Source organism: Aeromonas bestiarum, assembly GCF_000819745.1.
GTDB classification, from domain to species: Bacteria; Pseudomonadota; Gammaproteobacteria; order Enterobacterales; family Aeromonadaceae; genus Aeromonas; species Aeromonas bestiarum.
The window spans coordinates 222,697-237,067 of the sequence record NZ_CDDA01000030.1 but is presented as its reverse complement, the minus strand read 5'-3'; the positions used below and the strand labels follow the sequence as shown (position 1 = coordinate 237,067).

Genomic DNA, 14,371 nt, shown 5'->3' with positions numbered 1-14,371 from the left:
GGAGCGCTACGGTAAGAGAGCGGGGATCAGGGACTGTTTGCATGAGGCGCTGGGGCGCCCCATGCAACACGTAATTGGGACATAGCCCTTTGTTATGTCCTCTATCTAAGAGAGGCTGCGCTTGTAAACGTTCATTCGGGAGGCTTGTGATGCGGATAAGTCGTGGATGCTGATCTACGGTGGGGTGTGCGCGTATGGGTATCGAGCGATTGGACCAAGGGCTGTAAAGAGGTAAAAGAAAAGGGGACGGCAGCTGCCGTCCCCTCAAGTCATCTAGTCCAGTCCATGAACTGCAACGCTCCCTGCAATCCCTGACTTTATCCTGATCCTTCGGAATATCCCCTTCCCAATCCGTTGAGGTGTCCTGTGGCCATCCTAGCCTGGCAATCGATCCTGATTGCTGCACTCTCTCCATCCTGGAGGTGTCCGTTACCACATCCCGTGGTGTTCCTTGCATCGTCCTGACAGATAACCATCCGGGCTATCTCGCTTCATCCTGAAGCTGTCCTGCTCGCATCCGGCGAGGTCCTGTTCTTCCTGAAGAGCCGCAATCCGTACCGCTCTGCCTCATCCCGAGGTGTCCACAACCACATCCTGTGGATTATTCCCTGCTTATGCGCTGTTCCTGCATCCTGCCGGACCAGCTCCGTCCTTGTGAGACCCATATTAAGGGAACTGCATAGCGGAACAAGGGTGGTTGGGCGGTTATCGGCATGACCCGGCTTGGTCCAACCCAGCCATTAACAAGATAAATCCATACTAATCATCAGCTTAGTTTGTTTCACCGGAAAGCACATGGATTCAAAGATGGCTTCGCGTACGGCTCAACACAGTGGCCTCTTACAGCGGCTATGGCGGATCTCTCACACGCAAAAACAGGGGGAAAACGATGGTACAAAGCGGCTCAATTAAGCGGGCAAGAGTTAAAAATTAGTTGAATAAATATGCTCAAAAAGAATACAAAAAAGCCGAGGCTGGGCTCGGCTTTTTTGGGATTAGCTGACTCGGCTGCCAGGCGTGGGATATGCCTTGCGCAACGACTCTGGCGCCAACACTTCCAGGTTGCCGCTCATGTTGTTCAACCAGGTGCGAAATTCAGGGGTGTCCTGTACCTCGGTCTCCACGACTACGCTGCGTTTATCGTAGCGGGTCATGCGCGGGTTGTGGCCCGGGATCTGTCCATCGACCAGAGTCGGGCAGTTGGCATCTATGCGACCGACGAAGCGGATCGGGCCGCTGACATCCTGGTAGCCCTGATCGCGGATCAGCTTCTGGATATTGAAGTCTTTCGGCTGGGTCGCGCTGAAGTTGGTCAGCTCCACGCCCTTGATGTGATCGAACGGTATGCCGTACACCTTGGGATCCAGCTCGGACAGGGTGCAGAGCAGGGTCGGACCGTCGGCCTGATTCAGGATGCCGAGGGGATTGATGCGGTCATAGCAGAGCCATACAGTGCGTTCCTTGATGACACGCTGGATCTCGGCACTGAACTTGCGACCGCGCCAGAGGGCATCGCGGATCAGGGTGCTGCGACGGATCTCAGGATTGCCGGCAAACGGACGCGGTGACTGATGCACGCTTTCGAGCCAGCGTTCTGCCAGTTCACTCTGGCTGTCGCGGATCACCTGGCTGGCTTTGTCGACCAGCGGGTTCAATTCGGTCAGCACACTTGCCGGCAGGAGTTGGCTTGCCTGATCACTCCAGGTTTTCAGGGCCACTGCCAGCGATAGCGGCATTATGTTGGCGAAGTCGTTTAGGCCATGGCGCTCAAAGCACCAGCCGTGGGGTTTGCTGCGTTCATCCGAAGTGAGGTCGAACAACCCCATGCCGGACATCTCCTCCAGGTCCCGTTGCACGGTACGCAGACTGACGTGTATGCCTTCCTCTTCCAGTTTTACCTGGAGTTGGCTGGCGGTCAGCTTGTAAGGGCGGTGCGGGATGCAACGCGCCAAGGTCAGTTGTCGTAACAGCTTCTTACTCATGGTGCATGCCTTCACTGGTTTAGCGTTGAGTGTATCCTAGCCATGACATGCGACAGTCTATGTCGCAAGTTTTGCTGCGACAACTGTCGCCATTTTCATACAAACTGCTTTAACTACATGATATTAAAGCTAATACATGTTTTGATGGGTAGCAATCGAGGCTTTTAATTGATGAAAAAATCGCAAATGAAAGTGCTGTCTTGCGGTTTTTGAGGAGAGGAAAAAATAAAAATAGCAGGAAGAGGCAGAAGATGATGTGGAGGGGCGCGGCCCCTCCACCAGATGGCGACCTGTTATCAGGCCAGCCAGGACCAGGCTGATTTGCTGATGGCGGCTCCCACCATGTAGCCGAATACCGCCAGGGCAGCGAGGCCGGCCACCAGCTTCTGACCGCGGGTCGGTCGCTTGAGCGCCATGACGCCGAGGCCTATGTAGACCACCAGTGCGATCAGCTTGGCCATCAGCCAGGGTTGCTGGCCCGGGCTCATCTGCAACGTGACCGCCAACAGCACCCCGAACAGCAGCAAAAAGGTGTCGTTGACGTGGGGCGCTATCTTCAGCCAGCGCTGTTGCAGACGCGGGCTGCCGTTGAGAGAGAGCATCCAGCGATAGATGAACAGCAGCAGGCTGACGATGGCCAGGGTCATGTGCAGATGTTTGAGCATGGGGTAATAGGCAATCATATTGCTTCCTTGTCGTTGTCGGGCAGACCGCTGTTCCAGTTGTGAGCGTGAATGCGCTCCTGTCCTTCCTGATCGTCTTGCAACAGATCGGAGAGGATATCCCGGTATTGCAGGCTCTTGTTGATATAGGTGTGTTCGTCGTCCAGGTAGTTGACCTGCTCCCGCAGCAACCAGTTGTCGTGCTGCTTGAAGGTCTGTCCCGCCCGCCAGGCCTGGTTGGCCCTAAATCCCAGCTGGGTCAGAGCTTCCACCCCCAGATCCACGGCGGAACCCAGGGTTTCCCGATACACGCTGCCCACGCCCTGGCGCAGGATCTCGTGAGCGTGAGGTCTGTCCTGGGCTCGCGCCAGTATCTTAAGGTGCGGGAAGTGTTTCTTCACCATTTCAATCACTTCGAGCGAGGTAGCTGGATCGTTGATGGAGAGCACCAGCAGCTTGGCCTTGTGGGCGCCGGCGGCATGCAACAGGTCGAGCCGGCTGGCATCGCCGTAGAACACCTGGTAGCCGTACTTGCGCAGCATCTCTATCTGACTGGCATCCTGCTCGAGTATGGTGGTGCCTATGCCGTGGCCGTGCAGCAGACGTCCCACTATCTGGCCGAAGCGGCCGAAGCCGGCGATGATCACCGGGTGTTCTACCAGCTCCGGCTGCTCGTGCTGCGGTGCGTCGCTGTGGGTGCGGTAATCGAACCAGGGCTGGATCACCCGATCGTTGAGGATCAGCAAGAGCGGCGTCAGCGCCATGGAGAGCGCCACCACCAGGGTCAGCAAGGAGATGGTGTCGCCGGGCAGCACCTTGTTCTGGGCGGCGAACGAGAACAGCACGAAGGCAAACTCTCCCCCTTGCGCCAGCGCCAGCCCGAAGGTCCAGCGTTGGCTCGGCGAGATGCGAATGACAAAGCCGAGCGCCATCAGCACCAGCCACTTGAGCGCCATCAGGCCGACCACCAGGGTCGGAATGAGCAAGGGGTGTTCGGCAAACAGGCTGAAGTTGATGCCAGCGCCCACCGACATGAAGAAGAGGCCAAGCAGCAACCCCTTGAACGGCTCTATGTCCGCCTCCAGCTCGTGGCGATACTCGCTGTCGGCCAGCACCACACCGGCGAGGAAGGAGCCAAGGGCGGGTGAGAGCCCCACCGACTCCATCAGCACTGCGATGGCGATCACCAGCAGCAGGGCGGCGGCGACGAAGATCTCCCGCATGTGGGATTGGGCTATGGCCCGAAACACGGGGCGCATCAGGTAGTGGCCACCCAGCACTATGCCGGAGATGGCCGCAACCACCAGCAGGCCGTGCTGCCAGCCGGCCAGCTCTGAGCTGCCATTGCTGGCTACCGGTGCTATGGCGAGCAGTGGCAGGATCGCCAGTATGGGAATGACGGCGATATCCTGGAACAGCAGCACCGCAAAGGCGGAGCGGCCGCTCTCGCTCTGCATCAGCTTGCGCTCCTGCAGGCTCTGCAGAACGATGGCCGTGGACGATAGCGCCAGAATGAGACCTATGGCCAGCCCCTGTTGCCAGGGCAGGCCGATGAGATGAGCGACCCCGGTCAGGGCCCCCGTGGTGAGCAGCACTTGCAGGCCGCCGGTGCCGAGTATGGGTCCCTTCAGTTGCCACAGCAGGGCAGGGCGCAGCTCCAGTCCGACCAGAAACAGCATCAGCACCACCCCGAACTCGGCGAAGTGCATCACATCCTTCTGCTCTCCCACCAGCCCCAGCAGGAAGGGACCTATGATGATGCCCGCCAGCAGGTAGCCGAGCACGGAACCCAGTCCCCAGCGCTTGGCCAGCGGCACGGCGATCACCGCCGCTGACAGGTAGATAAGCGCATCAAACAGTAATCCATGACCCATCAGCCGGCCCTCCGTTCGCATGTCTGGCCCGACTCACAGGGTCGGCCAAATGACTGACAGTGTTTCATGAGAGCACCTCCAGCAGATCCCGCAGATAGGGGCTGCCGCCGAGCTGGGCCGGGGTCAGCTGCTCGTCGCGCAGGGCACACAACAGCTGGCGATAATCCTGGCCACAGCGGCGCAGCGCCTCCGGATCCTTGATCTTGTGAAAGGAGTGCAGCACGAACGGCGGCAGCCAGCGCATGCCGCACAGCTGCGCCGTTTGCTGGAACGGCAGCAGGAAGTCGAGCAGCGGGCGGCGGTTGTAGCCTTCGCTGCAATAGGAGTCGGGGGCCCCCCCCGTGGTGATGGCACTCAGCCACTGCTTGCCGTTGAGGGCATGGGCCTCGGGGCCGTAGGCGTAACCATACTCCAGCACCAGATCCATCCACTCCTTCATGATGGCGGGGCAGGAGTACCAGTAGAAAGGGTGCTGAAAGACGATGATATCGTGTTCCGACAGCAGGGCCTGCTCCCGCTTCACGTTGATGAACATGTCAGGGTAGTGCTGGTAGAGATCGTGCACAGTGACCCCCTCCAGATCGGAGACGGCCTGCAGCAGCTGCTTGTTGGCCCGGGAGCTCTGCAGGGCCGGGTGTGAAAAGAGAACCAGAATGCGTTTCATGAAGTCATAACCTGAAGATGGGCCTGATACCGGTGAAAAGAAGATGCATTGAGCTGCGACGTTATCAAGAAGCGCAATAGCCTGCCAGTTCCGGGATCAGATCGCGCAGCGCCGGATTCAGGGTCTGATGGGCGGGATAGCATAGTCCGATGCGCCGAAACATCCGCGGCCCGCTCACCGCGACCGTGCACAGGCCGGGTTCGTCGTCCACCAGGCCGTCGGGCAGGAAGCTGATGCCGACGCCCGCCAGCACCAGCGCCATCACCAGCCCCTTGCTTTCGGCCTTGGCCACCAGGTTGAGGGTGAGCCGGTCGCAAGCCAGCAGCCCTATGGTCTGCTGATGGGCCTCACAGGGCGGGCACTCAATAAAATCATAATGCTGCAGCTCAGTCAGCGCGATGCGGGCGCGGCTGGCGAGGGGGTGGTCGGTACGCACGCACAGCACATAGTCCTCTTCCCACAGGGGCAGGAAGATCTCGTCCTCCCGGCGCAGCGCATCCAGGGTCAGCCGACAGTCGGCGGGGCTGCCGTAGTCGGAGAGGGTGAGATCCAGCTCGGGCAGCACGCCCTGCACCCGCTGCAGCAAGCCGGCCAGCCGGTGGCGGCTCAGGTCCGGCATGATGGCCATGTTGAGTCGTGCGCGCGTCGCCTTCTGGCGAAACAGCTCCGGCAGGCGGCGTGCCTCTTCCACCAGCTTGACCGCATGGGGATAGAGGTAATGGGCCGGATCCTTTGCCTCAACCCCCTTCTTGCCCCGGGTGAACAGGCTGTCGCCGAGCGCCTCTTCCAGCTGGCGCAGGCCGGCCGAGAGGGAAGGTTGGCTGACGTGGCAGCGCAGTGCCGCCGCCGTGATGTTTTTCTCTTCATAGATGGCGATGAAGAAGCGCAGCAATCTCAGATCCAGCATGAGCCCAACCATAGTTTTTTCAGATGATAACCAGCGGAAAACAATATTTATCACTGATGGATGCAGCGACTATAGTGACTGAGTTCCGTGCTGGCCAGCCGCTTGTGTGATCCCGTTTCTCATCGAATCAAAAGGAAATACCATGTCCAAGTCCCTCGTCGTGATCACCGGTGCCTCCGCCGGGATCGGTGCCACCATCGCCCGCGCCTTCTCGGCCGCCGGTCATCCGCTCTTGCTGCTGGCCCGCCGGGTCGAGCCCATGCAGGCGCTGGGTCTGCCCAACGCCTTGTGTGTCAGCGTCGATGTCACCGACACGGCCGCCATGAAGGCCGCCATCCAGCAGGCAGAGACCCGGTTCGGCCCTGTGGGTTGCCTGGTCAACAATGCCGGCGTCATGTTGCTGGGGCAGGCCGACGTGCAGGATCCTGCCGAGTGGCAGCAGATGCTCAACATCAATGTGATGGGGGTGCTGAACGGCGTTCATGCCGTGCTGGCCGGGATGAAGGCTCGCCGCAGCGGCACCATAGTCAACATCAGCTCCATCGCCGGTCGCAAGACCTTCCCGAACCATGCGGCCTATTGCGCCACCAAGTTTGCAGTGCACGCCCTGACCGAAAATATCCGTGAAGAGGTGGCCGACGTAGGCGTGCGCATGGTGACCATAGCCCCGGGCGCAGTCGAGACCGACCTGCTTAGTCACACCACGGACGAGAGCATCAAGGCCGGCTATCACGACTGGAAGGATCAGATGGGCGGCGTGATCGCGCCCGAGGTGATCGCCGAGGCCGTGCTCTATGCCTGGCATCAGCCCGCCAACGTCTGCGTACGCGAAATCGTGCTGGCGGCCACCCGTCAGCAACCCTGATCCGGACTGGCCATGAGGGGAGGGCTTGACCCTCCCCCTGGGCCAAGGGTTACCATAGGGCTCCTCCGATCAATGAGTCATGTCATGGTTCTGACCCGTCGCCAACTCGCTCGCGCCCGCCGCTGGCTCCCCCTGTGGAGTCTGCTGATGGTGCTGATGTCGTTTGGCAGCCGGGCGGCGACCGATCTCTGTACCCTGACGCCCCATTGCAGCCAGAGCGAGCGTACCCTGGAGAAGGCCATGCCATGCGGCAGCTTCACCTCGGCGCTGGCCATGACGGTGCTCACCAGCGACAGCCTGACGGTGGCCGTGCTGGAACCCGATAGCCCGCAGTTTGTTTCTCCCTCCCTGTTCACGCCGGACGCGCCGCTCGAGCGGCTCGAGCGTCCTCCCCGTCATCCAGGTTGAGTCGAGTTCCCCTGTTTTTTTGGGTATTTCTTCTTAATCTGAGGTGAGTTATGTACAAGTCCCTGTTACTGGCCCTGCTGGCCGGTACCGTCAGCTTCTCCGCCCTCGCGGCCGAGCAGATGACCGTCTACAAGTCCCAGTATTGCGGCTGTTGCAAGACCTGGATCAAGCACATGGAAGAGAACGGCTTTGAGGTCAAGGTCGTCGAAACCGAGCAGCTCGATCCCATCAAGCAGCAGTACGGCATCACACCGCAGCTGGCCTCCTGCCACACGGGCGTGGTGAATGGCTATGTGGTGGAGGGGCATGTACCCGCCGCCGACGTGCAGAAGCTGCTCAAGGAAAAACCGGCGATCCGCGGCCTGACCATTCCGGGCATGCCCCAGAGTGCGCCAGGCATGGATATTCCGGGTCAGCCCTACCAGGTGCTGAGCATCAGCAACGAGGGCACGACCAGAGTCTGGTCGAGCTACCCCGGCTGACGCAAACTGGCCATGAGCAGGCACGACTCCATCATGTGAGGCACACCTGAGCGAACCTGTGTCGCTCATGGTCAGGTTTGAGGGCCGCTATCGCGAGATAGCGGCCCTTTTACCTGTTCTTGCGGGTTTTGCAGGGTGATAACTTGCAACTGGGGGCGACAAGGGGCAGATTGATCCCCTATCCAAGGAGCCAAGGCTCAGGTCTGCTAACCCTTTTAAAGCGCAAAGGATGCGACATGTTCACCTTTCCCCGAGGGCTTCTGCTGCTGGCTTGCCTGGTTGCCGTTCCCTGTTCATATGCCAATGATGAGTCCGCCATGCCCACAAGCGACACCCTTATCCAGCCTCCCGTGGCCACCAAACACCCTCATACCATCAAGAAACACGGCGACGTCCGGGTCGACAACTACTACTGGCTGCGCGATGACGAGCGCCAGAAACCCGAGGTACTGGCCTACCTGGAGGCGGAGAACGCCTATACCGAGGCCATGCTCAAGCCGACCCGGCCGCTGCGCGACCAGCTCTACCAGGAGATGGTGGCCCGCATTCCCCAGCAGGATGAGTCCGTCCCCTATGTGAAGAATGGCTACCGTTACCAGACCCGCTATGAGCCGGGCAAGGAGTACGGCATTTACTCCCGCAGCAAGGTGGACGGGCCGCAGGAGCCCGAGCCGATGCTGGACAGCAACCAGCGCGCAGAGGGACACGAGTTCTATTCCCTTGGCGCCCTGGAGGTGAGCCGCAACAACCGCTGGCTGGCGGTGGCGGAAGATTTCCTCTCGCGCCGTCAGTACCAGATCCAGTTCCTCGATCTGGAGAGCGGCAAGTGGGCTTCAGACAAGCTCGAGAACACCTCGGGCAACCTGGTGTGGGCCAACGACAGCAAGACGGTGTTCTACGTGCGCAAGCACCCCAAGACACTGTTGCCCTATCAGGTCTATCGCCACGAGCTTGGCTCGGATCCGGCGAAAGATACCCTGGTGTATGAGGAGAAGGACGACACCTTCTACGTCAGCCTCTATGCCACCACCTCGGAAGATTTCATCGTCATCGCCCTCTCCAGCACCACCACGGGCGAGGCGCGCCTCATCGATGCCAACGTGCCGACTCAGGCACCGCGGCTGTTCCTGCCCCGTCAGGTTGATCACGAATACAGCCTGGATCACTACCGCGGTCGCTTCTATGTGCGCTCCAACAAGGACGGCAAGAACTTCGGCCTGTACGAGACCAAGGAGAGCCCGGTCGAGCGCTGGAAGGCGGTGATCGCCCCCAATCCGGACGTGCTGCTGGAGAGCTATGCCCTGTTCAAGGAGTGGCTGGTGCTGGAGGAGCGCAACCAGGGGCTGACCCGGCTGCGCCAGATCAACTGGCAGAGCGGTGACGAGAAGGAGATCGCCTTCGACGATCCCGCCTATGTCACCTGGCTCGCCTACAACCCGGAGCCGGAGACCAGCCAGCTGCGCTACGGCTACTCCTCCATGACCACCCCCTCGTCCACCTATGAGCTGGATATGGCGAGCGGCAAGCGCACCCTGCTCAAGCAGCAGGCGGTGGCGGGTTTCAAGCCGGAACTGTACGCCAGCGAGCGGCTCTGGGTGACCGCCCGTGACGGTGTGGCCGTGCCTGTGTCCCTGGTCTATCGCAAGGATATGTTCAAGAAAGAGAGTGCCGGGTCGCCAAAAAATCCGCTGCTGGTCTACGGCTATGGCTCCTACGGCGCCAGCATGGATCCTGATTTCAGCACGGCTCGCCTGAGCCTGCTGGACCGGGGCTTCGTCTATGCCATCGCCCATATCCGGGGTGGCGAGGAGCTGGGCCGCCACTGGTATGAAGATGGCAAGCTGCTGAAAAAACAGAATACCTTCAACGATTTCATCGACGTGACCGAGGCGCTGGTGGCGCAGGGCTATGGCGCCAGGGATCAGGTCTACGCCATGGGCGGCAGCGCCGGCGGCCTGCTGATGGGGGCCGTCATCAATCAGGCGCCCCAGCTCTATCGTGGCGTGGTGGCCCAGGTGCCCTTCGTCGACGTGGTCACCACCATGCTGGACGAGTCCATTCCCCTCACTACCGGGGAGTACGACGAGTGGGGCAACCCGAACCAGAAGCGTTACTACGACTACATGAAGGCCTACAGCCCCTACGACCAGGTCAAGGCGCAGGCCTACCCGAACATGCTGGTGACCACAGGGCTGCATGACTCCCAGGTACAGTATTGGGAGCCCGCCAAGTGGGTGGCCAAGCTGCGCGAGCTGAAGACGGATGATAACAAGTTGTTGCTGAATACCGACATGGATGCCGGCCACGGCGGCAAGTCGGGTCGCTTCAAGGCCTACGAGGATATCGCGCTGGAGTTTGCGTTTATCCTGGATCTGGCCAAGCCGAAAGCATAAGTCACCAAGGTTGCAGCCCTTGCCAGTCAAGGGCTGCAAAAGAATCTTGTCTCTGCCCCCCGCCTGCCAACCGGTAGCACACTCCAATTAATCTCTGATCAGTAAATTAATGATCGGCTTCAAATTTCTCGTCATCCATATCCATCATTTTGTGTTTTTGTTTGATTTATGTTGGCGCCATGTGCTTAATCGAAGCCGTTATGACGCTTTGATTGGTCCCTTCCGGGCCAATTATCTTCGGTTGGCATGAAGCCGACTGTCTCACCACAGGATGCTGGTGGCTTTTTGGGGAACGCTCGCCGTTCACCCGATTCCTCATATCGAGGTCATGGATGACCACCGACGCAGAACGGTGGTTTGTCCGGCATTCGCCCGTGGAACGGGCGAGCTGAATCAATCAAAAAGGATGAACAACATGAAAGGATTATCCCTGGCGTGTGCCTTATCGGCTGCACTGGTCGGTGTCTCGTTTGGTGGTCCGCTGCAGGCGCAGGAGCGCTTCGTGACCATAGGCACAGGCGGTCAGACCGGCGTCTACTACGTGGCGGGCCAGTCCATCTGCCGTTTCCTCAATCGCGGCGCCGCCGATCACCAGATCAAGTGCAACGCCCCGGCCAGCGGTGGCGGTGTGGCCAACGTCAACGGCATCCGCAGCGGTGAATTCAACTTCGGCATCATGCAGTCCGACCATCAGTTCAAGGCGATGAAGGGGCTGCCGCCGTTCCAGACCGAAGGGGCCATGGACGACATGCGCGCCGTCTTCTCCCTGCAGAGCGAGGTGTTCACCATACTGGCGCGCCGCGATGCCAAGATCGCCAGCTTCGACGACATGAAGGGCAAGCGCGTCAACATCGGCAACCCGGGCTCGGGCCAGCGCGACACCATGGAAGAGATAATGGCGGTCAAGGGTTGGAAGAAGGGTAACTTCGGTCTGGTCTCCGAGCTCAAACCGGCCGAGCAGGCCTCCGCCCTTGGCGACAACAACATAGACGCTATGAGCTACTTCGTCGGCCACCCGAACGGTGCCATCCAGGAGGCCTCCACTACCACAGACGCCGTGCTGGTGCCTGTGACCGGTGCCGACATCGACAAGTTGCTGGCAGAGAAGAGCTACTACACCAAGGCCGAGATCCCGGGTGGCATCTACAAGGGCAGCGATCAGCCGACCCCGTCCATCGGTGGCAAGGCGGTGCTCTCCACTAGTGCCAAGGCTGATCCGGAAGTGGTCTATCAGCTGGTCAAATCCGTGTTCGACAACCTAGATCGCTTCAAGCGCCTGCACCCGGCTTTCGCCGATCTGAAAGAGGCCGACATGATCAAGGTGGGGCTCTCGGCGCCGCTGCATGATGGGGCCGCCCGCTACTACAAGGAGCGCGGCTGGCTCTGACTGACGGCCCAAGGGCCCAGGTCACTCTCTTCGACACCCGTCTGCCGTCTGATTGCGGGGGCGGATGTCGCTCTTGTTGTACTCGTTGGCACAAGTTAACCCTATGCAAGATAAACAACTCTCTACCGAGGAACTGATCGCCCAGGACGTGGGCGCTCGTCTGCCGTTCGGCCTCATGGGCGGGCTCATCACCACACTGGCGCTGGCCTGGTCCCTGTTCCAGCTCTGGATCGCCTCGCCGCTGCCCTTCATGCTGGGCTTTGGCGTGCTTAATGACACCGAGACCCGTGCCATTCACCTCACCTTCGCCCTGCTGCTGGCCTATCTGGTGTTTCCGGCGTTTCGTTCATCGCCACGGGATCGGGTGCCGCTCGGCGACATCGCCTTGGGGCTCATCGCCGCCGGGGCCGCCAGCTACCTGTTCGTGATGTACCAGGCGCTGGCCCTGCGGCCGGGCAGCCTGACCACAGAGGATCTGATCACCGCCTGCATCGGCATCCCGCTGCTGCTGGAAGCGGCGCGCCGCGCCCTGGGGCCGGCGCTGGCAGTCATCGCCCTGCTGTTTCTCGCCTATAGCCTAGCGGGGCCCTGGATGCCGGGGCTGCTGGCCCACCGCGGGGTGAGCTTCACCGCGCTGGCCAACCACCAGTGGATCACCACGGAAGGGGTGTTCGGGATTGCCCTCGGCGTCTCCACCAGCTTCGTGTTCCTGTTCGTGCTGTTCGGCGCCCTGCTGGAGCGGGCCGGTGCCGGCCACTACTTCATCCAGCTCGCCTTCAGCCTGCTCGGTCACCTGCGCGGCGGCCCGGCCAAGGCGGCTGTGGTGGCCTCCGGCCTGACCGGTCTCATCTCCGGCTCCTCCATCGCCAACGTGGTCACCACAGGCACTTTCACCATTCCCATGATGAAGAAGGTGGGCTTCAGCTCGGAGAAGGCGGGGGCGGTGGAAGTGGCTTCCTCGGTCAACGGCCAGATCATGCCGCCTGTGATGGGGGCTGCCGCCTTCCTTATGGTGGAGTATGTGGGCATTCCCTACGTCGAAATCATCAAGCACGCTTTCCTGCCGGCGACCATCTCCTACATAGCGCTGCTCTACATAGTGCATCTGGAGGCGCTCAAACTCGGCATGCAGCCCATAGGTGGTCATCAGCCCAAGCCTTGGCTGCGCCGGTTGACCGGCTTCGCCTTCGGCGCTGCCCTCATCAGCGGGCTGTCGATGGCGGTTTACTACGGCCTGGGCTGGCTCAAGCCGGTGCTGGGTGAGTACGCCCTGCCAGGCATAGCCCTGCTGCTGGCCATCACCTATCTGGGTTTGCTGAAAATAGCGGCCAGCCATGAGCCGCTGGCGGCGGAGGATCCGGACAAGCCGCTGATTGAGCTGCCCAACACCCGCGCCGTGCTGCTCTCCGGTCTGCACTTCCTGCTGCCGGTGGTGGTGCTGGTGTGGTGCCTGATGGTGGAGCGGCTCTCGCCCGGGCTGTCGGCCTTCTGGGGGACCGTCATGCTGGTGATCATACTGCTGACCCAGCGCCCGCTGCTCAACTGGCTGCGCAGCGATGGCAAGCACGACTACGGCACCTTCAACGATGGCATGGTCGATCTGCGCGAGGGGCTGGTGGCCGGTGCCCGCAACATGATCGGCATCGGCATTGCGACCGCCACCGCCGGCATCATAGTGGGTGCCGTCTCCCAGACAGGGGTCGGTCTGGTGCTGGCGGATCTGGTGGAGATGCTCTCCATGGGCAACCTGCTGCTGATGCTGTTGCTTACCGCCCTGCTCAGCCTGATCCTCGGCATGGGGCTGCCCACCACCGCCAACTACATAGTGGTCTCCAGCCTGCTGGCGCCCGTTGTGGTGACGCTCGGGCAGCAGAACGGCCTGATAGTGCCGCTCATCGCCGTGCACCTGTTCGTCTTCTACTTCGGCATCATGGCGGACGTGACCCCGCCGGTGGGGCTGGCTTCGTTTGCGGCGGCGGCTGTCTCCAAGGGCGATCCCATCAAGACCGGCATTACCGCCTTCTACTACAGCCTGCGCACCGCCGCGCTGCCCTTCCTGTTCATCTTCAACACGGATCTGCTGCTGATCGACGTGGACTTCGCCCACGGGGTGCTGATCTTCATGGTGGCCACCGTTGCCATGCTGATCTTCGCCGCCGCGACCCAGGGCCATTTCCTGGTGAAGAGTCGCTGGTACGAGAGCGTGCTGCTGCTGCTGGTGGCCTTCACCCTGTTCCGCCCCGGTTTCTGGATGGACATGGTGCACGATCCCTATCGTGACACTGCGCCGGCCCAGCTGGCCCGGACCCTGGGCGAAGTGGAGGCGGAGAGCACACTGCGGCTGCGCGTCCAGGGTGAAGATGCGGTGGGCAAGTTGCGTCAGTCGACCGTGCTGCTGGCGGTGCCGGCAGGAGAGGATGGGGAGGCCCGCCTCGCCAGCCTGGGGCTGGCCCTGTATGAACAGGATGGCAAGACCCTGATCGACAGCGTCACCTTCGGCAGCCCGGCCGCCGCGGCCGGCATGGAGTTCGATCAGGAGATCCTGGTGGTCAAGGCGCCCACCGAGCGCTGGCACAAGGAGCTGATGTGGCTGCCGGGCTTCCTGCTGTTTGCGCTGATCGTCGGGCTGCAACGGCGACGGGCGGTGCGAGCCTGACAAGGGTCAATAAAAACGGCGCCATCGAGGCGCCGTTTTCATCTCCCCGGTCGGGGCTTATTCTTGCGGAGCCTGTTCCTGCAGCAGGCTC

General features: G+C 61.0%; 11 protein-coding genes. 6 read left to right on the top strand and 5 right to left on the bottom strand.

Annotation, left to right across the window (positions count from 1 at the left end; translation table 11 throughout):
• Nucleotides 1–995: 995 nt before the first annotated feature.
• The 5 genes from BN1118_RS16160 to BN1118_RS16140 all read right to left on the bottom strand — a co-directional run bounded on the left by BN1118_RS16160 (nt 996) and on the right by BN1118_RS16140 (nt 6,089).
• On the bottom strand, nt 996–1,982 hold the full coding sequence (locus BN1118_RS16160; RefSeq protein ID WP_042868514.1) for a helix-turn-helix transcriptional regulator: 987 nt from the start codon (nt 1,980–1,982) through the stop codon (nt 996–998).
• A 296-nt stretch (nt 1,983–2,278) separates the two neighbouring features.
• Entirely contained in the window at nt 2,279–2,665 is a 387-nt protein-coding gene (locus BN1118_RS16155; protein ID WP_043557059.1) for a SirB2 family protein, read from the bottom strand.
• Complete coding sequence (locus BN1118_RS16150) at nt 2,662–4,518, bottom strand: monovalent cation:proton antiporter-2 (CPA2) family protein (protein ID WP_043557058.1); 1,857 nt, start codon at nt 4,516–4,518, stop codon at nt 2,662–2,664. The genes BN1118_RS16155 and BN1118_RS16150 overlap by 4 nt, the downstream gene beginning before the upstream one ends.
• Nucleotides 4,519–4,582: 64 nt before the next feature.
• Complete coding sequence (gene kefF, locus BN1118_RS16145) at nt 4,583–5,182, bottom strand: glutathione-regulated potassium-efflux system oxidoreductase KefF (protein WP_043141385.1); 600 nt, start codon at nt 5,180–5,182, stop codon at nt 4,583–4,585.
• A gap of 64 nt (nt 5,183–5,246) precedes the next feature.
• The gene (locus BN1118_RS16140; RefSeq protein ID WP_043141382.1) at nt 5,247–6,089 is read right to left on the bottom strand and encodes a LysR family transcriptional regulator; all 843 of its coding nucleotides are present in this window, start codon (nt 6,087–6,089) and stop codon (nt 5,247–5,249) included.
• 142 nt (nt 6,090–6,231) lie between these two features.
• Between BN1118_RS16140 and BN1118_RS16135 the strand changes: the two genes are divergently transcribed.
• From BN1118_RS16135 to BN1118_RS16110, 6 genes are all read left to right on the top strand, one after another.
• Entirely contained in the window at nt 6,232–6,954 is a 723-nt protein-coding gene (locus tag BN1118_RS16135; protein WP_043557057.1) for an SDR family oxidoreductase, read from the top strand.
• 84 nt (nt 6,955–7,038) lie between these two features.
• Nucleotides 7,039–7,362: a hypothetical protein gene (locus tag BN1118_RS16130; RefSeq protein ID WP_043557056.1), complete on the top strand. Its 324-nt coding sequence runs from the start codon at nt 7,039–7,041 to the stop codon at nt 7,360–7,362.
• Nucleotides 7,363–7,412: 50 nt separating this feature from the next.
• Nucleotides 7,413–7,844: a DUF411 domain-containing protein gene (locus BN1118_RS16125; RefSeq protein ID WP_043557055.1), complete on the top strand. Its 432-nt coding sequence runs from the start codon at nt 7,413–7,415 to the stop codon at nt 7,842–7,844.
• A 236-nt stretch (nt 7,845–8,080) separates the two neighbouring features.
• Nucleotides 8,081–10,237: a S9 family peptidase gene (locus tag BN1118_RS16120; protein ID WP_043557054.1), complete on the top strand. Its 2,157-nt coding sequence runs from the start codon at nt 8,081–8,083 to the stop codon at nt 10,235–10,237.
• 415 nt (nt 10,238–10,652) lie between these two features.
• Nucleotides 10,653–11,624 (top strand): TAXI family TRAP transporter solute-binding subunit, encoded by a 972-nt coding sequence (locus tag BN1118_RS16115; protein ID WP_043557053.1) that lies wholly within the window; start codon nt 10,653–10,655, stop codon nt 11,622–11,624.
• A gap of 103 nt (nt 11,625–11,727) precedes the next feature.
• A complete protein-coding gene (locus BN1118_RS16110) occupies nt 11,728–14,280 on the top strand; it encodes a TRAP transporter permease (RefSeq protein ID WP_043557052.1) in 2,553 nt (850 codons plus the stop codon).
• Nucleotides 14,281–14,371 lie beyond the last annotated feature (91 nt).